Genomic DNA, 16,187 nt, shown 5'->3' on the forward strand with positions numbered 1-16,187 from the left:
CCGGGTAGTTTTAGCTCAGGCGTTCCACGCCAGAATGAATTCGTCGTCGGTTTCGTCGATGTTGCCGGAAAGCGAGATCAGGTTCAGTTGCAGTTCGCGTAGATCGAACGGGCGGCCAATGCGCGCTTCAATCGATTCACGCTTGATGACGAGTCGGCCTTGCGCGTCGATCTTCACCATGGCGGGCAGCGCGTTGACGACCGCGTGCGGGTTGTCTTCGGCGATGGCCTCGACGATGGGGCGCGAGTCGTCGTTGGTCTGGAAGGCGATGAAGACGGTGTCAGCCATGATGGGTCTCCGTGCGCTCGCCTGGTGCGGCGATGGCGATGCCGAGTTTGGTGATGCGGGCGGCGAACGCGGTGTCGATTTCTGCGAGCGCGGCGGCGGCGTCCCGTTCGCCGAGCGCCTCGACCGCGAGCGGCTGCAGGGCATCGAGTGTGCGAGCACGCCACATTTCGATCCAGCACGAGAGCAGCGGGGTGTTTTCCGGCGACTCGGCTGCCGCGGTCTTCAGGGTGGCGTCCACCCAGCGGCTCGTTTCATCGAACCAGCCGATCGCGAATTCGTTGAGCATGCCAAGGCCCGCGCCACTTTGCGTGCAGAGCCGCGCGTCGATGTGGCGATACACGAGCGGGTAGAGCAGCCCATCGAGCACGGCGTTTTGCGCGGTGAACGTTTCGAACCAGTCCTGCACGACCATGAGGTCTTCCACGAGGCGGCGCAGCGGCTGCCACAACGGCGCATCGAGCCATGCGGCCTTGCCGGCCACGAGCGAGGTGCCGAGATTGCCGTCGAGCAGCAGGCCGATGCGCGAGAGATACTGCGCGAGTCCGAGGCGGTCCATGCTGTGATACATCGTGGCCTGTGTGATGGCGGTGCCCCAGCCATAGGCGGTGACAAAGCAGTTGTTCGTGTTCGCGGCCCATTCCACGTGGCGCAGCGGCACCATGAGAGATGCAATGCGTTCCTTTTGTTCATCGGGCAAGCCCGAGAGCAGCGCACGCCGCGTGACGAAGTCGATATTCTTCTCCATCGTCTCCTGCTGGCGCGAACGCGCGATCGTATAGGCGCCGTAGTAGTACTGGCGCGGGTCCTTGAACGCGTACCAGTCGTTCATGCGAATCGATGTGCGCGCTTTGTCGTAAAGCTCGTATTGCGGCTGCCACAGCGGGCGGTAGTGAAAGTTGACTTCGGGCTGCAGGTCAAACGTGGCCTCCTGGTAGCGCGATGCGGGCTTGTCGGCGCCAAGGCGCCGCGCGACATGCGAGAAGGTTTGCCGTATTGGCTGTACCGTCGAGGTCTTGATATCGATTTGCATCTCGTGCTCCTCCGTGAATGGGTTGAACGGTTCTGTCGCGTCTATTCAGCGAGGCCCGGCTGGCCGTAACGCCACTTGAGTTCTTCGGCGTCCAGCGCGGCGCATTCGAGCGCGGAGAGCCGCACGGCGTCGTGCGTGTCGCAGAACGCGCGATAGTCGGGCTCGCGCATCACGAGCTCTACGCAGATGCGCGGGTCGCCAATCGAAAAGTCGAACTCGACGAAGCCGTCGTTGCGGTGCGCCTTCACGCGCACGTAGCGACGCTGGACGTCGAATGGCCGCTCGAGTGACGCCGTGCGCAGTTGCGGTTTGCTCATTGCCTCCTCCTTTTTCGCTTTCGCGGACGCTCTATCTTTTCGCGCAATGCGCCGCGTTGTGCTCCCTATATGCAATGAGCGGGCCAGTTCGCGATACGTGACACGCATGCGGTAGTGCTCGAGCGTGAAAAAGGCTTTTGCGTCGGGCGTTTGGCGCCAGTACTGCGTTTCGTGACGCGCGGCGGCGTGGGTGGTGCGATCTGCCGTTCCTTTGATCAAATGATCGAAAGCACGCTGCCAGCCGCGAAATCGCTTGATCAAACGAGCATCGGGGATTACCCGCAGGGTTTGCGGCCGCGATCAAATCGGTCTTGCGCGGCCATGCGGCTTCCCCTATCGTGGGGCCGACCATCGATGGAGGGAGCGGGACAGCATGGGTACGCAGCGCAAGGCAGGGCAGGACACCGAGCAAATGAAACTCGTCACGCCCCACGGCGCGCGCGTCGACAGCCTGCGCTATCCGGACATCGCCGATCTCATGTCACGCCTGCGATTCGCGCCGGGTAACGGACGCATCTGGCTGGACGATCAACGCATGGTGTTGCTGCATGCGCAATCGCTCGGCACGCTGCGTCGCGAACTGATCGACAGCCTTGGCATCGACGCGGCGCGCGGGTTGCTCACGCGCATGGGCTACAACTCGGGGGCGCGCGACGCGGAACTGGTGGGCAAGGTGCGGCCCGGCACCGACGTGAACGAGATGTTCGCCGTGGGACCGCAGCTGCATATGCTCGAAGGGCTGACCGAGGTCGAGCCGGTGCGGCTCGAAATCGACGTGGAAAATGGCCACTACTACGGCGAGTTTCTCTGGAAGGGCTGCGCCGAGGACGAAGAGCACGTGCGCATTTACGGCATCGGCGCGGAGCCCGTCTGCTGGACGCAGATTGGTTACGCCTGCGGTTATACGAGCGTGTTCATGGGGCGTCCCATTCTCTACCGCGAGGTCGAGTGCCGTGCGCTCGGTCAGGCGCATTGCCGCATCATCGGCAAACCGATCGAGGAGTGGGGCGACGAAGCCGCCAACGATCTACGCTTTTTGAAGGCGCAATCTTTTACGCAAGGCCTGGCGGCGAGCGGCGACCATGCGGATTCGGCGAGCGGATATGGCGCTTATGAACCCCGCGAAGCGACGGCGGCTCCCACGGCATTCGGCGATGTCAACATGGTCGGCGCTTCACCGGGCTTCAATGCCGTTTGCCACATGATTCGCCGCGTGGCGACCACGCGCGCCACGGTGCTTTTTCTTGGCGAGAGTGGTGTCGGCAAGGAAGTCTTCGCGCGCACGCTACATCGCATTAGCAAGCGTAGCGACGGCGCGTTCGTTGCCATCAACTGCGCGGCCATTCCCGAATCTCTGGTGGAGTCCGAACTATTCGGTGTCGAGAAAGGCGGATTCACGGACGCCACGCAAAGCCGTCCAGGCCGCTTCGAGCGCGCCCACGGCGGCACGCTTTTTCTCGACGAAATCGGCATCCTCACGATGACGGCGCAAGGCAAGCTCCTGCGCGCGCTGCAGGAAGGAGAAATCGAACGCATCGGTGACACGCAAACGCGCCGCGTCGACGTGCGCGTCGTCGCTGCAACAAACCTCGACCTGCGCGATGAAGTGCGTGCGGGGCGTTTTCGTGAAGACCTTTTCTTCCGGCTCAATGTTTTCCCCATACGCGTGCCTTCGCTGCGCGAGCGCAAGGAGGATTTGCCTGTGCTGCTCAATCACTTCCTGCGCAAGTATCGCGAGCGGCACGGACGCAACGTCACGGGCTTCACGAGCCGCGCGATCGACGCCGTCCTCAGCTACAACTGGCCCGGCAACATCCGCGAACTGGAGAACATCGTGGAACGCGGCGTGATCCTCGCGGCAGACGATGGTCCGATCGATGTGGGTCATCTTTTCATCAGCGGAGAAACGTTCGACCTGTCACTATTCGGCGTGGACGAGCATGGCAGCCTGCTGCCCTCCGACAAGCTCAATGCGCTCGGCGATACGGGTGCCGGTTCGGGAGATGAGGCCGAACGCGTGACACGCAAGGTCACGAGCCTGCTCATGGGCACCGAAAGCGACGGCTTACCGCTCTCGCTCGATGACATCGAATCGGCATTGCTCAAGAGCGCCGTGCGCCAGGCATCGGGCAATCTTTCTGCCGCGGCACGTAGTCTTGGCATCACGCGTGCGCAACTCGTTTATCGGCTCAAGAGCCGCGGGTTGCGGGTTTGATGCCGCGCGTCGTCCGCGTCGTGTGAGTGGCTTGTTTGAATCGGCTCCTGCTGAGCGCAGACAGGCTTGGGAAAGTGTGGGGGCAGGCGAGTGAGGCTTCGATTTCAATGGGGCTGCTGAGGTAGCCGTACCGTGAAATAGCGATAGCCGAGCCAACTCCGGCGTGATCGCACTCGAGCGAGCCGTTAGCGGCCACAGCACGGGTACCCGCCTGCAAGAAAGATCTGAATTAAGCGGGTATTGGCGACTCCCTGACGCATAGAAAAAGCTCCCGGGCGTACGTATCGTTGATATGTCAACCGCTGGCGAACGTTGCGGATCACGAAGCCACGCACACCTCCAGGAGGACTTCATGCGCATTACGCTCCATCTCGACACGTTCGACCGCATTGACCCGAAGGCCTTTGCGATCCTTTGGATCGACAACGAAACGTGCAAGTGGTCCCGCGAAGGCCATGCTGGTCTCCAACTTCCCGAATGGGGGATGCTTCGAGTCGAAGGGCGCGGGACGCTGGTCTGCGGTCAACACGAAGCGCATCCTCTATTTATTCTCGAAGGTCTTGCATTGGAAGCCGAAACGGGTCCGTTCGAGGGAGAGTCAGGCGAGGCGCTCTGGCGCGGCGAAAACGGATCACGCATCGAAGGGCACTGGCACGTGCAGTGCATTGACAAGGACCCAGTGCTCGCCGAGCACAGCGTGTTCGCAGCGGACGCGGTCTGAAGCGTGTAACCAACCACCAGACGATACGGGATGTCCGGTGGCACGCTATCGCTCGGATCCTCTGAGGAATGCTCGACCGGCTCTAACCGAGCGATGCTCGCCTCCAGCGTTGAGCCTAGCCGTGCTCGAGGCTGTCGGCGAGGCCGCGCAGCAAGGCCGCACCGTCGCCGTGCCAGGCACTGCCGTGCATGCAGGCGAGAGTCGTCGGCTGTAGTGAAGCGAGGCGCTCAAGCATTGAGCGAGCGTTTCTCGTGTGCGAGAAATAGTCCATCTTGTGACGGAACTTCTCGCTCGGTTCGAGGATGTCACTCTCGGTCAGCGCCGGGTTTTGGGCGCCGCCTTGGGTAAACAGGTCGCCACAGAGCAGCGTTGCCGACGTCGTCTCCATGAGAAACCCACATTCCCAGGCGTGCGGGAGATGCGGTGTATCGAGCCAACGCACGCAGTGCCGCCCAAGGGGGAGCGTTTCGCCATCATTCAGTGCGCGCGGTGGCCGGACGGCATAGTCATTCACGGAAACCATGGCCGCGATCTGGCCGCACACGGCTTCCGCCCGGGGCGCGGCCGCGAGAAACTCGTTCAGTGCACCGCACTCATCGGCCTCGAAATGGGAGAAGCCGATGTAGCGCAAACGCACGAAGGGCATGATCAGACTGACTGCCTCCCGGACCATCGGAAATAGTCCACGCAGCCCCGTATGAAATAGCAAAGGCTCGTCGTCGTCGACAAGGAACTGGTTGAACGAGAATCCGCCCCCACCAGGGAGTTCGACTGGGGTGGCGATGCGATAGATGCGGTCGGCGATCTCGTCGATCGACGTACCGCTTGAAAGGGATAAGGTCCCCAAGGTGCGCCTCCAGCTCGTTGGTAACCCGATATGCCGATGCTCAGAGATTTGTATGAATACGGCCCGCATGCAGGGGGATCTCGCATCAACGTCCCAGTATCCGCGCCCGACAGTGCTGATACAACACCTATGTCGAAGAAACACCGCTCAAACAACCAGGCGTCCGTTGCGACGGGTTGTCGCAAACCGCATGCTTATAAACAATTTATAGTCGGGCTGTTTGGGTCGCCTCCTCCCTGCAGTCCAATCCCGATCGGCAAACCCGCTTCTGGCGGCCATATCCGGCTTTGCGAGGTTGCGGACGGACATGCCGCTGCAGGTGATTCGGCACTCTTGTGCGCTTCGCCAGTTCCTGGCTACATCATCAAAAGAGGTAACTGTGAAATACATTAACCGCGTCGTAGCGTCTGCAGCATTCGTGGTAGTCGCGTTCGGCCTCGCAACGTTCGCCCAGATCAAGTTCGCTCCGAAGACCGCCGACGACAACCCAGTCGCCCGTATCGTCCTCAACGTCGAGTCCTGGAACAGCTACAGAAAATGATCTGCCCGTAACGCAGATCGGGTACCGGGTGGACTTTACCGAACTGGAATTTCGCAGGGACCATTTCAAGCATGATTCGCTTCGCTATCACGGAGGCGGCTTTGCCGCGATCGCTTCTGCTGAGCTATCGATTTGGATTGCTCGGCTTCGGCGGCAAAGCGTGAGACGCGTGGCGGCATGCGTCCGCCGAATTCGGTGAGGACGCCGCAGCGGCCTTTGCGACGAAACGGGTGCTCGCCGCCTTTGCTCAGACTGCCGCAGCCCGGCGCCTTAATGAAAATCAGACGCCTTAATGAAAATGAACGAGTGTGAATCTACAATGGTCGGTGTTGCCGTGTAGTTATCATTCTGACGCATCATTACGATGTCTGATCCATCAGAACGACGGCTTCCTTGATCAGCCCGCGCAACCAGATGATGCCCGGGTCCGACGTGCGATGCTTGTGCCACTGCATCGACTGCTCCATCTCGGGCACGGGCACGGGCGCGTCACGCAATACGACAGGCAGGCTGCGCGCCGCCGCCTGCGCGAGCCGTCGCTGCATGGTCGCGATCCGATTCGTGCCGGGCAACAGCTGGGCCGGCGAGAGGAAGCTGTAGGTCGTTACTTCCACCTTGCGCTCGATGCCGTGCTTGTGCATGAAGCCGTCTTCGAGCGCCGAATGCACTTCGCCGGGCTGCACGACGATATGTCCCGCCGCCAGGTATCGCTCGGCCGTCATCTCCCCTTTGGCGAGCGAGCTTCGTTCCCATAGCACACAGCAAAACGTCTCTGTGAGCAGCAGTTCCGCAGGGTGATCGACGGAACAGTACTCCTTGGGGATGATGAGCAGATCGGCTTCGCCGCGTTCCAGCACGCGGTGCGGATGCATGATCTGCGCGCGCAGCTCCAGACGAACGCCGGGTGCGTGCTGATACGCGAGCGCCAGCACATGTGGCATCAGCGTCGTCATCGTGTAGTCGGACACGTGCAGGCGGAAAACGCGATCCGACTGTGCGGGCACGAAATCGGGCTGCGCGGAAACCGTGGAGTCGATTCGCACCAGAATGTCGCGTACGGGGTCCTGGAGTGTTTGCGCGCGTGGCGTCAGCTCCATCTTGCGGCCCACCTGGACTAGCAACTCGTCACCGAAATATTCGCGCAAGCGCGCGAGCGCGCTGCTCATAGCGGACTGGCTCAGATAAATCTTTTCGGCGGCGCGACTAATGTTCTGTTCAGTGAGCAGCGCATCGAGTGCGACGAGCAGATTGAGGTCGAGCTTGTTGAACCGCATGCGTACAGTCTCCCATCTTCTTTTCTACGCCGACACGGCGCGCGTTGCATTGTCTCTGCAAGGCTCGTTCTTGTGCACGCTTTCAGGGTTTCTCCTGAATGTATCGATGTCGCGGATATCTCCCATCTATCGAATCCATTTTTGGGGATAGCCGGGTCCATCTTAACCTACGACGCATCCCGACGTGACGGCAGCAAGACGAACGTCCCGGGAAAACCGCATGCGGGCGGGCTCGTGGGCAAGGTTGTTCGATGTGCCCCCGAACCTCGCCGCGCCTGCCACGACGATGAGACACCAGGCGGTGCATCCGCCATGGTCGAGGAGACATGATGCAGAAGAGACTGACCGCAGCCGCTGTCGGCTGCGCCATGCTGGCCGCAGGATGGGTAAACGACGCCCGAGCGTTTGAAGGAGGCGTTTCCCCGTATCCGGCCGGCGCCGTTGGCACGAACATCGCGAACCTGCCGCCGATACCAGGCCTGTTCGCGCTGGAGCAATTCAATTACAGCTATGCGAATGGGCTTTATGGCAACGACGGCAACAAGCTGCCAATTCCGTTCCGCTCGGATGTGTATTCGGCGACGACGCGCTTATTGCTGGCGTATCCGTTTCAGCTTCTCGGCGCGAACGTCTTTACGCAACTGGTGATTCCCGTCGTGTCGCTGCACACGAGTGTCTACGGCCAGTCGAATACACAGAACGGGCTTTCGAACATCACGCTCACGCCAGTGCTGCTGCAATGGCATCTCACGCAAAACCTGGCGATAGCGTCCGGCATCGATGTCGCATTCGAGACGGGTTCGTATAGCCCGGTCAAATCGAGCGTATCGGTCGGCTATACCTCGGTGCAGCCGGTGATTTCGGTTCGCTACAACGTGCCCAACGGTATCGACCTCGGCCTGGCGAATCGTTTCCTGCTCAACGAAAAGAACGGTACGACGAATTACAGCTCCGGTGACGGTTACGTTGGCGAATTTGAGGCCGGCTGGAATATCGGGCCGTGGAAACTCGGCGTGGTCGGTGCCTACCTGAACCAGTTCAGCGACGACAAAGCCGATGGCGTGAACGTGGGCAATCGCATGAGGACGTTCGGCATTGGTCCTTCGATTGTGTACGACGCCAGAAGCTGGAGCGTGAACCTCAATTATCAGCAGGGCGTTTATGCGGCGAACACCGCCAAAAGCAATAACGTGTGGCTGAACATCGCCATTCCGCTGTGGCCCGGCTTCGGGCGCAAGGGCTGAGCGCCTTTGTTCGCTGCGCGGCGCCACCCATCGAGTCATACATCAATTCAATCAAGGCAATCGGCATGTTTCGTTATTTTCCAACCAACTACGTTTGGGATCTCTCCGTCAATCTCGCGATTGAAATGGGCGCGCGCATCGGCGAAATCGAGGAGATGTGCGGCCCGTTGCAGGAGGCCGCGAGACAACCGGACGCCGAAGGGACGCGCGCGTTTCGCGAGGCGTGGGTCAAAAAGGCCGATCTGCTGTGCGAACTCGCGGCAGAAGACGAGGGGCGTGGCCGCACGCTTTCCGCCGGCGAAAAATACCGGCGTGCCGCTGTCTATCTGATCACGGCCGAACGCATGCTGGCCCACGATGCGCCGGGCCGTATCGATCTTTACCGGCGTTTGCTCGCCGCGTTCGACAAGGGCGTCGCGCTGCGCGGCGAGAACTGTGAGCGCGTGCGCATTCCGTACGGCGATTCGCATCTTTCGGGGCTGCTCGTGAAGGCACCGAATGCCGGCACGCGCAGCCCGCTCCTCGTGCAGGTCAACGGGCTCGACTCGACCAAGGAGATGAAGTACTTCGTGGGACTGCCCGCATGGCTCGCCGAGCGCGGCGTTTCCTCGCTGATCGTCGATCAGCCCGGCACCGGCGAGGCGCTGCGTCTGCAAGGCATGCATGCTGTCTACAACTCCGAGGTGTGGGCGAGCAAGATCGTCGACTGGCTGGAAACGCGCGACGATGTTGATCCGAAGCGAATCGGCATGGAAGGGGTATCGCTCGGCGGCTATTACTGCCCGCGTGCAGTGGCTTTCGAGCCGCGCTTCGCATGTGGAGTAGTTTGGGGTGCGAATCATGATTGGCGCGACGTGCAGAAAAAACGCCTGCAACGCGAGGGCAATTTCCCCGTGCCGCATTACTGGAAGCACGTGTGCTGGGTTTGGGGCGCGAAAGACATCGACGACTTCATGCGCATTGCCGAAGGCGTGCATCTCGACGGCGTGCTCGACCGGATCAAGGTGCCGTTCCTCGTTACGCATGGCGAGAAAGACTCGCAGATTCCCGTCGCCTGGGCGCATCGCACTTATGAACAACTCGTGAACAGCCCGAAACGCGAACTCAAGATCTTCACCGATCGCGAAGGCGGCGTGCAGCATTCGAGCTTCGATAACTCGATCAACGCCGGTCATCTGATCGCCGACTGGGTTGCCGAAACGCTCGGCGGCCACACTTCGCTCTGACTCATCCGCACTTTCCAATACACGCACCGCTCATGAATATTATCGGACCCGATACGCTGGTTTTCGGCGTGGACGACGTCGCCAGTTGCACGCAATATCTGCTCGACTACGGCCTGCTGCCCGTGCACACGAATGAGGCCGGCGGGCGCTTCGAGGCGCTCGACGGCACCGGCATCGAAATTGCGCACCGCGACGATTCAACGCTTGCGCCCGCGATGGGCACGGCGAGCATGCTGCGCAAGACGATTTACGGCGTGGCTGATGCCGCGACGCTCGACGCCATTGCGCAGGAACTGCGGCGCGATCGCGAGGTTCGCACACTCGCCGATGGCTCGATCGAATCGCTCGACGATATGGGCTTCGCCATCGGCTTTCAGGTTACGGTGCGCCGCACGCTGTCGCTGCCCGCGGAGCCGCTGAACGCGCCGGGTGCAGCAGCGCAGCGCGGCCCGAACGTGGTCGGCGCCGACGAGCACGCTGCGCTCACGCCGCGCTCGCTCTCGCATGTCGTCTACTTCGTGCCGGATGCGGCGAAGGCGGAAGCGTTTTACGTGGACCGTCTTGGCTTTCGCTGCACCGACCGCTTCGTGGGCGTGGGCCCGTTCCTGCGGCCGGCGGGCACGCTCGACCATCACACGCTGTTCATGATCGAAACGCCGCCGTTCATGAAGGGCTGCGAGCATTTCACGTTCCATATGGGTGGCCCGAGTGAGGTCATGCAGGCGGGCAGCCGCTTCGTGGCCAAGGGCTATCAGTCGTTCTGGGGGCCGGGCCGGCACCGCTTCGGCTCGAACTGGTTCTGGTACTTCAACAGCCCGCTCGGCTGCCACGTGGAGTACGACGCCGACATGGACCTGCACGACGACGCATGGACGTCTCGCGTGGCACCGATGAGCGCGGACAGCTCGCAACTGTTTCTGTTCCAGCTGCGCGAAAAGTGGGCCCCGGGCGGACCGCCGCCCGCAGCGAAGGCCGAATCGAACTGATGACGCGCGCCATGCCTGTTCGCCTCGCCCGCATCGACGAACTGCCGGACCCCGGCGCGCGCGGCTTCGATCCCGAAGGCTGCGGGCGCGACTCACTGTTCGTCGTCCGCCGTGGCGAAACGGTTCGCGCCTACCGCGATGCGTGCCCGCATTACGGCGATACCGCGATGGCCTGGCGCAAGGACGCCTACCTGAACGGCGATGGAACCCGCATCGTTTGCCATGCGCACGGCGCCCAGTTCGACATCGAGAGCGGCATGTGTCTGATTGGGCCTTGCGAGGGAAAACGATTAGTTAGACTGAATATTGACGTGACGCAGGAAGGCGACATCATGCTGAGCGCTACGCACAAAGACTAAAAGGAGACACCGGATGGCAACTCAACTTCAAAACGTCCTTGTCATTGGCGGAGGTTTCTCCGGCATGGCGACGGCGATTCAATGTGCGAAGCTCGGCCTGCAGGTCGATCTCGTCGAAATCGACGAGGGCTGGCGCTCGTATGGCGCGGGCATCAGCATCGGCGGCCCGACGCTGCGCGCGCTGCGCACGATCGGCGTGCTCGATGCCTTCCTTGAGCGCGGTTATGGCGGCGACGGTGTGAATCTGTTCACCGCTGCAGGCCAGCCCATCGGCACGCTACCGACACCGCGTGTGGCCGGTCCCGATGTGCCCGGCGGCGGCGCCATCATGCGCCCGGTGCTGGCGGACATTCTCGCCAAGGCCACGCGCGCAGCAGGCGTGCGGGTTCGCCTCGGCTGCACGTTCTCGCAGATCGGGCAGCACGAGGGCGGCGTGCGCGTGTCGTTGACGGATGGTACGCAGCGCAACTACGACCTCGTCGTGGGCGCCGATGGCCTGTATTCGAAAGTGCGCGAAACGGTGTTCCCCGATGCACCGAAGCCGCGTTACACGGGGCAGGGCGTGTGGCGCGCCGTATTGCCCAGGCCTGCGGACATCGTGTGCGCGTCGATGTGGATGGGGCCGAGCGTGAAGGTTGGCGTTAATCCGGTTTCGCAGGAGGAGATGTACCTCTTCGTCACGGAAAACCGCCCGACCAACGAGTACGTCGAACCCGAGCACTGGCCGCGTTTGCTTGCCGATCTGCTGGCGCCGTTCGATGCGCCGCTGATCCAGTCGCTGCGTGCGCAGATCGGCCCGCAATCGCGCGTGAACTATCGTCCGCTCGAACGCATGCTGATGCCGAAACCGTGGTACCGCGCACGCGTGGCCCTGGTCGGCGACGCCGTGCACGCCACTACACCGCATATGGCCGCGGGCGCGGGCATTGGTCTCGAAGATGCGATCGTGCTTGTCGAAGAACTGGGGCGCGCATCGACAGTGGAAGCGGCCTTGCAGGCGTTCGGCGAGCGACGCTGGGAGCGTTGCCGCCTGGTGGTGGAGAATTCGGGGCGTCTTGGCGAGATCGAAATCGCCGGTGGCGACAAGGCGGAGCACACCCGTATCATGCACGAGACGCATATGCGTCTTGCGCAGCCGATCTGACGCGACGGAGGCACGATGCAAACGAACCTCTCTGCCTCAACGCCAAGACAGACTGGCGCGCGAGCCGCACTCGGCGTGGCGGGCACGCTCGCCCTCATGATCGCGCATTGCGCGGGCATGGTCGATCTCGTCGCGTTGCCCGTCTGGGTCGGTACGTTGATCGGCGCCTACCATCTCGACCCGCAGCAAGCGGGGCTGCTCGCCACGCTGTTTCTCGCCGGCGCGGTGGCGAGCAGCGTGTTCTTTTCGCCGCGCTTGAACCGCCTGGGAGCTCGCACGGCGGCGACCATCGGCTTCGGCGTTGCGTCGCTTGCGTTCGTCGGCATGATCTCGACCGACCGTTATCCGGTGATGGCGCTCCTGCATGCCGTTGCTGGCATCGCGGTGGGCTGCGGGCTCAGCTTCACGCACGGCACGATTGGACGCAGCGCGAATCCACATCGGCGGTTCGCCATGGCCGGTCTGGCGCTTGGCGTGTTCGCGATTGCCTTTCTCGGACTCACGCCGGGCATGATCGCGTTGCACGGCGGTCCGACGTTGTTTCGCGTTTTCGCCGCTGTGATGGCGGTGGCGGCTATTGCCTGCGTACTCGCGTTTCCGTCGGTCCATGCCGAACGCGGCGAAGTGCAGGCCGACGAACCGCGTATCGATCGTGCCGTCTGGTTCGGCATGGCCGGCGTGAGTTGTATGGCGCTGACTCAGGCAATGCTATTCAGCTTCGTCCAGCGCATCGGCATTGACCGAGGCTTCGGCTTGACGGCCGTGACGAGCACGCTGATCGCACTGGGCGTCGTGAACCTGCTTCCCGCGCCGGCAGCCGGCTTGCTCGAGCGGCGCCTGGCCGGCCGGCGGGTCGTGCAGGCCGGGCCCCTGGTGCAGGCTGCCCTCGCGCTGGCCATCACGCAAAGCGCGGCGTTTGCGCCCTACGCCGCCGCAACTGCGGTTTTCGCCGCCGTCATGATCTTCACGCACACCTTTGCGTTCGGCATGCTGGCCCGCATCGACAGTACGGGCCGGGCCGTTGCGGCAACACCCGCGATGCTGATGACGGGCGCGGCCATTGGCCCGGTGCTCGGCGGCACGCTCGTCAAGCAATCCGGCTACGGCAGCCTCGGCATTGCCGCAATACTCATCGCCGTGGCCGCCGTGTTCTGCTTTTCGCGCCTCGAGCGCCGTCCCCTTTCCGCTGGAGTCTGAACGTGAAGCCTGCACGCCGCTTTGTTGATCTATCGATCTACCTGGAAAACGAAGTACTCTCCGATCCGCCACCGCTTGCGCCAAAGATCACATACCAGAAGCACGCCGACACCTTGCCCGAGTTCATGGCGATGCTGCCGGGCACGAAACCCGAGGACTATCCCGATGGCGAGGCCGCTGCGGCGGAATGGGTCACGCTGACCACGCATAGCGGCACGCACCTCGACGCGCCCTGGCATTTCCATTCGACCATGGACGCAGGGCTCGGCGAGGCGAGGCCTTCGATTACGATCGACCAGGTCCCGCTGGAGTGGTGCTTTCAGCCGGGCGTCAAACTCGATTTCCGGCATCTCCCCGATGGTTATGTCGTGAGCGCGGCGGAGGTCGAAGCCGAACTGGCCCGTATCGGTCATGTGCTGCAGCCGCTCGATATCGTTGTCGTCAACACGCGGGCAGGCTCGCGCTATGGCCACGCAGATTACGTGAATACCGGATGCGGCATGGGCTACGAGGCCACCATGTATCTGCTGGAGCGCGGCGTACGCTTGACGGGAACCGATGCGTGGAGCTGGGATGCTCCGTTTTCCTACACAGCAAAAAGAATCGCGGAATCGGGTGACGTCTCGCTGATCTGGGAAGGCCACAAGGCGGGGCGCGACATCGGCTATTGCCACCTCGAGAAGCTGCATAACCTTGAAGCGCTGCCGCCCACCGGATTCATGATCAGCTGCTTTCCTCACAAGATCCGCGGTGCGTCCGCGGGCTGGACGCGAGCCGTCGCGATCTTTGAAGCCACGGACGACACGCAACGAGGAACGCGATGAAATTTGCAACGCTGCCCGATGACGGCAAGGACGGCCGCTTGCTGCTGGTGTCGCGCGACCTGAGCCGCGCTGTAGAGGCGGCGCCCATCGCGCGTACGCTGCTCGATGCGATCGAGCGCTGGCCCGACGTGGCGCCGGCCTTGCAGGCAAGGTATGACGATCTGAATGGCGGACGCGTGCACGAAGCGCGTGTGTTCGATCCAGGCGTGTGCGCCGCGCCGCTGCCGCGCAGCCCGCAATGGTGCGACGGTTCGGCCTTTCTCAATCATGGCCGGTTGATGGAGCAGGCGTTCAACACGCCGCCGATTCCCGAGTTCGATACGGTGCCGGTGATGTATCAGGGCGCCAGCGACGATTTCCTCGGACCCTCGTCCGATGTGCCGCTGCCTGACGAGGCCGATGGCATCGATTTCGAAGGCGAATTCGGCGTGGTGGTGGATCGCGTGCCGATGGGCGTAGCGGCAGCGGACGCGATGAAGCATATCCGCTTGCTCGTGCAGATCAACGACTGGAGTCTGCGTGCGTTCGGACCGCGCGAGATGAACACAGGCTTCGGGTTTCTGCAGGCAAAACCTTCCACGGCGTTTGCACCGGTCGCCATCACGCCCGATGAACTTGGCCACGACTGGCGCGATGGCCGCGTGCATCTGAGCCTGCAGATCGAGTGGAATGGCAAGCACTTTGGCCAGCCGCATGGCCGCGAGATGAATTTCGGCTTTGGCGAACTCATCGCCCACGCCGCGCGTACACGTAGTCTCGCGGCGGGTTCGATCCTCGGGTCAGGCACGGTGTCGAACGCGGATCGCGGCGCGGGCTCGGCGTGCATTGCCGAGCGGCGGGTGATCGAAATGATCGACGCGGGAGAGGCTCGCACGGGCTTCATGCGCTTTGGCGACCGGGTGAGAATGGCAGCGCGAGATGAGGCGGGCCGCGCGCCATTCGGCGCGATCGATCAGCGGGTGGTGCGAGCGCCGAGCCGTGCCGAACGAGGGAACGGGGCATGAGCGTGCTGGTGACCGGTACCGGTGGATTCGTCGGGGCCGCGCTGGTCGAACGGATCCGGCGTGCGGGACTCGCGTCGGCCGACGATTTGTCGGAACTGGTTCTAAGGCTCGTTAACACAGGACGGGCGAGAGGGCGGGCGCTGAGTCCCGTGCGTGTGAAAAATCGGAGCCCGGGCCGACTAGGGCCCACGCCAACTTCGGCGGACCTCTACGCGGCTCACTCGCCATACGAATCGATGACAGATAGCATGCGCGGCACCAACATACCTCACCGTGTGTTGCGCTGCCGAGCCGGCGCTGCTGGATTCAGTGCGCCGCGCAGCCTGTTCCGGCGATGCTTGCGGGCACTCGGGATTCGCGCGCTCTGGGCGTGTCGGTGGTCAGTGGCATCTGGGGTTGTCTCTATCCATGTCAATCGAATCATTCGAATGATTCGATTGACATGGATAGATCGCAGTTCTAGACTGGCCTCATCGCGGGACCTAGCCTGCGCGCCACCCACAGGAGATATCGATGCCGAATTTCATCAAGCACATCGCCTTCAAGGTCGAGGACGTCGAGAAGGAGCGTGCGTTCTATGAGAACGTGTTTGGCTATAAGCACGTCAATACCGTGCGCCGCAAGGGCGTGAACGGCGATCACATCTCTCATCACCTGAGCGACGGCTACATGGACCTGACCCTGATCCATTACGAGTCGTCGAATTCGGACGAAGCGGATTTCGCGGGCCCGGCGCCTTGCATTCATCATATCGGCATGGAAGTAGAGGATCTCGACGCCTTTATCGAGCAGATCAAGGCCAACGGCGGCCAGATTCTTACCGAGCCTGGGCATTTGCCGGTCAAGTTCCGATCGCCGAACGGTCCCGTCGCGGAGGTCGTGCCGATGAAGCGCTGGGAGAAGGGCACGCTCGCGGCCGGAGTGCATGGCGAAGTGCTCGAATAGCAGCGGTTTCCGGCGTGCTGGCTCG

Annotated in this window: 17 protein-coding genes; 12 read left to right on the plus strand and 5 right to left on the minus strand. The window is 62.5% G+C overall.

Annotated features, from left to right (window positions below; genetic code table 11):
• Nucleotides 1-15 precede the first annotated feature (15 nt).
• The 3 genes from VSR72_RS39080 to VSR72_RS39090 are packed head-to-tail and all read right to left on the minus strand — an operon-like array spanning nt 16 to nt 1,635.
• Nucleotides 16-288, minus strand: a complete 273-nt coding sequence (locus VSR72_RS39080) for an MmoB/DmpM family protein (RefSeq protein WP_028208985.1) — start codon at nt 286-288, stop codon at nt 16-18.
• Nucleotides 281-1,318 carry an aromatic/alkene monooxygenase hydroxylase subunit beta gene (locus VSR72_RS39085; RefSeq protein ID WP_342957553.1) on the minus strand — a complete coding sequence of 346 codons (1,038 nt, stop codon included), beginning with the start codon at nt 1,316-1,318 and terminating at the stop codon, nt 281-283. The genes VSR72_RS39080 and VSR72_RS39085 overlap by 8 nt, the downstream gene beginning before the upstream one ends.
• A 41-nt stretch (nt 1,319-1,359) precedes the next feature.
• Entirely contained in the window at nt 1,360-1,635 is a 276-nt protein-coding gene (locus tag VSR72_RS39090) for a phenol hydroxylase subunit (protein ID WP_342957554.1), read from the minus strand.
• A gap of 373 nt (nt 1,636-2,008) precedes the next feature.
• Here VSR72_RS39090 and VSR72_RS39095 point away from each other — a divergent pair, with 373 nt between their 5' ends.
• Together VSR72_RS39095 and VSR72_RS39100 are read left to right on the plus strand one after the other, a co-directional pair.
• Complete coding sequence (locus VSR72_RS39095; RefSeq protein WP_342957555.1) at nt 2,009-3,850, plus strand: sigma-54-dependent Fis family transcriptional regulator; 1,842 nt, start codon at nt 2,009-2,011, stop codon at nt 3,848-3,850.
• 352 nt (nt 3,851-4,202) lie between these two features.
• On the plus strand, nt 4,203-4,571 hold the full coding sequence (locus VSR72_RS39100) for a DUF3564 family protein (RefSeq protein WP_342957556.1): 369 nt from the start codon (nt 4,203-4,205) through the stop codon (nt 4,569-4,571).
• Between the two features lie 115 nt (nt 4,572-4,686).
• Here the strand turns inward: VSR72_RS39100 and VSR72_RS39105 are convergent, their stop codons facing one another.
• The gene (locus VSR72_RS39105) at nt 4,687-5,418 is read right to left on the minus strand and encodes an MBL fold metallo-hydrolase (RefSeq protein WP_342957557.1); all 732 of its coding nucleotides are present in this window, start codon (nt 5,416-5,418) and stop codon (nt 4,687-4,689) included.
• 379 nt (nt 5,419-5,797) lie between these two features.
• Here VSR72_RS39105 and VSR72_RS39110 point away from each other — a divergent pair, with 379 nt between their 5' ends.
• Nucleotides 5,798-5,959, plus strand: coding sequence for a hypothetical protein (locus VSR72_RS39110; protein ID WP_342957558.1), 162 nt, complete (start codon nt 5,798-5,800; stop codon nt 5,957-5,959).
• A 359-nt stretch (nt 5,960-6,318) separates the two neighbouring features.
• Here the strand turns inward: VSR72_RS39110 and VSR72_RS39115 are convergent, their stop codons facing one another.
• Nucleotides 6,319-7,233 (minus strand): LysR family transcriptional regulator, encoded by a 915-nt coding sequence (locus VSR72_RS39115; RefSeq protein WP_342957559.1) that lies wholly within the window; start codon nt 7,231-7,233, stop codon nt 6,319-6,321.
• A gap of 329 nt (nt 7,234-7,562) precedes the next feature.
• On the opposite strand from VSR72_RS39115, the gene VSR72_RS39120 reads away from it, so the two are divergent.
• From VSR72_RS39120 to VSR72_RS39160, 9 genes are all read left to right on the plus strand, one after another.
• Nucleotides 7,563-8,477: a transporter gene (locus tag VSR72_RS39120; protein WP_342957600.1), complete on the plus strand. Its 915-nt coding sequence runs from the start codon at nt 7,563-7,565 to the stop codon at nt 8,475-8,477.
• A 65-nt stretch (nt 8,478-8,542) separates the two neighbouring features.
• Nucleotides 8,543-9,703, plus strand: a complete 1,161-nt coding sequence (locus VSR72_RS39125) for a prolyl oligopeptidase family serine peptidase (protein ID WP_342957560.1) — start codon at nt 8,543-8,545, stop codon at nt 9,701-9,703.
• A gap of 32 nt (nt 9,704-9,735) precedes the next feature.
• On the plus strand, nt 9,736-10,689 hold the full coding sequence (locus tag VSR72_RS39130) for a VOC family protein (RefSeq protein WP_342957561.1): 954 nt from the start codon (nt 9,736-9,738) through the stop codon (nt 10,687-10,689).
• Complete coding sequence (locus VSR72_RS39135) at nt 10,689-11,048, plus strand: Rieske 2Fe-2S domain-containing protein (RefSeq protein WP_342957562.1); 360 nt, start codon at nt 10,689-10,691, stop codon at nt 11,046-11,048. The genes VSR72_RS39130 and VSR72_RS39135 overlap by 1 nt, the downstream gene beginning before the upstream one ends.
• Before the next feature lie 13 nt (nt 11,049-11,061).
• The gene (locus VSR72_RS39140; protein WP_342957563.1) at nt 11,062-12,192 is read left to right on the plus strand and encodes an FAD-dependent oxidoreductase; all 1,131 of its coding nucleotides are present in this window, start codon (nt 11,062-11,064) and stop codon (nt 12,190-12,192) included.
• Between the two features lie 96 nt (nt 12,193-12,288).
• Nucleotides 12,289-13,389, plus strand: a complete 1,101-nt coding sequence (locus tag VSR72_RS39145) for an MFS transporter (protein WP_342957601.1) — start codon at nt 12,289-12,291, stop codon at nt 13,387-13,389.
• Nucleotides 13,390-13,391: 2 nt separating this feature from the next.
• Nucleotides 13,392-14,213, plus strand: a complete 822-nt coding sequence (locus tag VSR72_RS39150) for a cyclase family protein (protein WP_342957564.1) — start codon at nt 13,392-13,394, stop codon at nt 14,211-14,213.
• Nucleotides 14,210-15,217 carry a fumarylacetoacetate hydrolase family protein gene (locus VSR72_RS39155; protein ID WP_342957565.1) on the plus strand — a complete coding sequence of 336 codons (1,008 nt, stop codon included), beginning with the start codon at nt 14,210-14,212 and terminating at the stop codon, nt 15,215-15,217. The genes VSR72_RS39150 and VSR72_RS39155 overlap by 4 nt, the downstream gene beginning before the upstream one ends.
• Before the next feature lie 513 nt (nt 15,218-15,730).
• A complete protein-coding gene (locus VSR72_RS39160; RefSeq protein ID WP_342957566.1) occupies nt 15,731-16,162 on the plus strand; it encodes a VOC family protein in 432 nt (143 codons plus the stop codon).
• Nucleotides 16,163-16,187: the final 25 nt, after the last annotated feature.

The organism is Paraburkholderia sp. JHI869 (assembly GCF_038900775.1).
Classification (GTDB): Bacteria; Pseudomonadota; Gammaproteobacteria; order Burkholderiales; family Burkholderiaceae; genus Paraburkholderia.

Bases quoted from the DNA above. Each gene is read 5' to 3' on its own strand.
- VSR72_RS39155 (WP_342957565.1), top strand. From the start codon at position 14,210: ATGAAATTTGCAACGCTGCCCGATGACGGCAAGGACGGCCGCTTGCTG.
- VSR72_RS39120 (WP_342957600.1), top strand. From the start codon at position 7,563: ATGCAGAAGAGACTGACCGCAGCCGCTGTCGGCTGCGCCATGCTGGCC.
- VSR72_RS39140 (WP_342957563.1), top strand. From the start codon at position 11,062: ATGGCAACTCAACTTCAAAACGTCCTTGTCATTGGCGGAGGTTTCTCC.
- VSR72_RS39100 (WP_342957556.1), top strand. From the start codon at position 4,203: ATGCGCATTACGCTCCATCTCGACACGTTCGACCGCATTGACCCGAAG.
- VSR72_RS39130 (WP_342957561.1), top strand. From the start codon at position 9,736: ATGAATATTATCGGACCCGATACGCTGGTTTTCGGCGTGGACGACGTC.
- VSR72_RS39090 (WP_342957554.1), bottom strand. From the start codon at position 1,635: ATGAGCAAACCGCAACTGCGCACGGCGTCACTCGAGCGGCCATTCGAC.
- VSR72_RS39145 (WP_342957601.1), top strand. From the start codon at position 12,289: ATGATCGCGCATTGCGCGGGCATGGTCGATCTCGTCGCGTTGCCCGTC.
- VSR72_RS39095 (WP_342957555.1), top strand. From the start codon at position 2,009: ATGGGTACGCAGCGCAAGGCAGGGCAGGACACCGAGCAAATGAAACTC.
- VSR72_RS39135 (WP_342957562.1), top strand. From the start codon at position 10,689: ATGACGCGCGCCATGCCTGTTCGCCTCGCCCGCATCGACGAACTGCCG.
- VSR72_RS39080 (WP_028208985.1), bottom strand. From the start codon at position 288: ATGGCTGACACCGTCTTCATCGCCTTCCAGACCAACGACGACTCGCGC.
- VSR72_RS39160 (WP_342957566.1), top strand. From the start codon at position 15,731: ATGCCGAATTTCATCAAGCACATCGCCTTCAAGGTCGAGGACGTCGAG.
- VSR72_RS39115 (WP_342957559.1), bottom strand. From the start codon at position 7,233: ATGCGGTTCAACAAGCTCGACCTCAATCTGCTCGTCGCACTCGATGCG.
- VSR72_RS39125 (WP_342957560.1), top strand. From the start codon at position 8,543: ATGTTTCGTTATTTTCCAACCAACTACGTTTGGGATCTCTCCGTCAAT.
- VSR72_RS39085 (WP_342957553.1), bottom strand. From the start codon at position 1,318: ATGCAAATCGATATCAAGACCTCGACGGTACAGCCAATACGGCAAACC.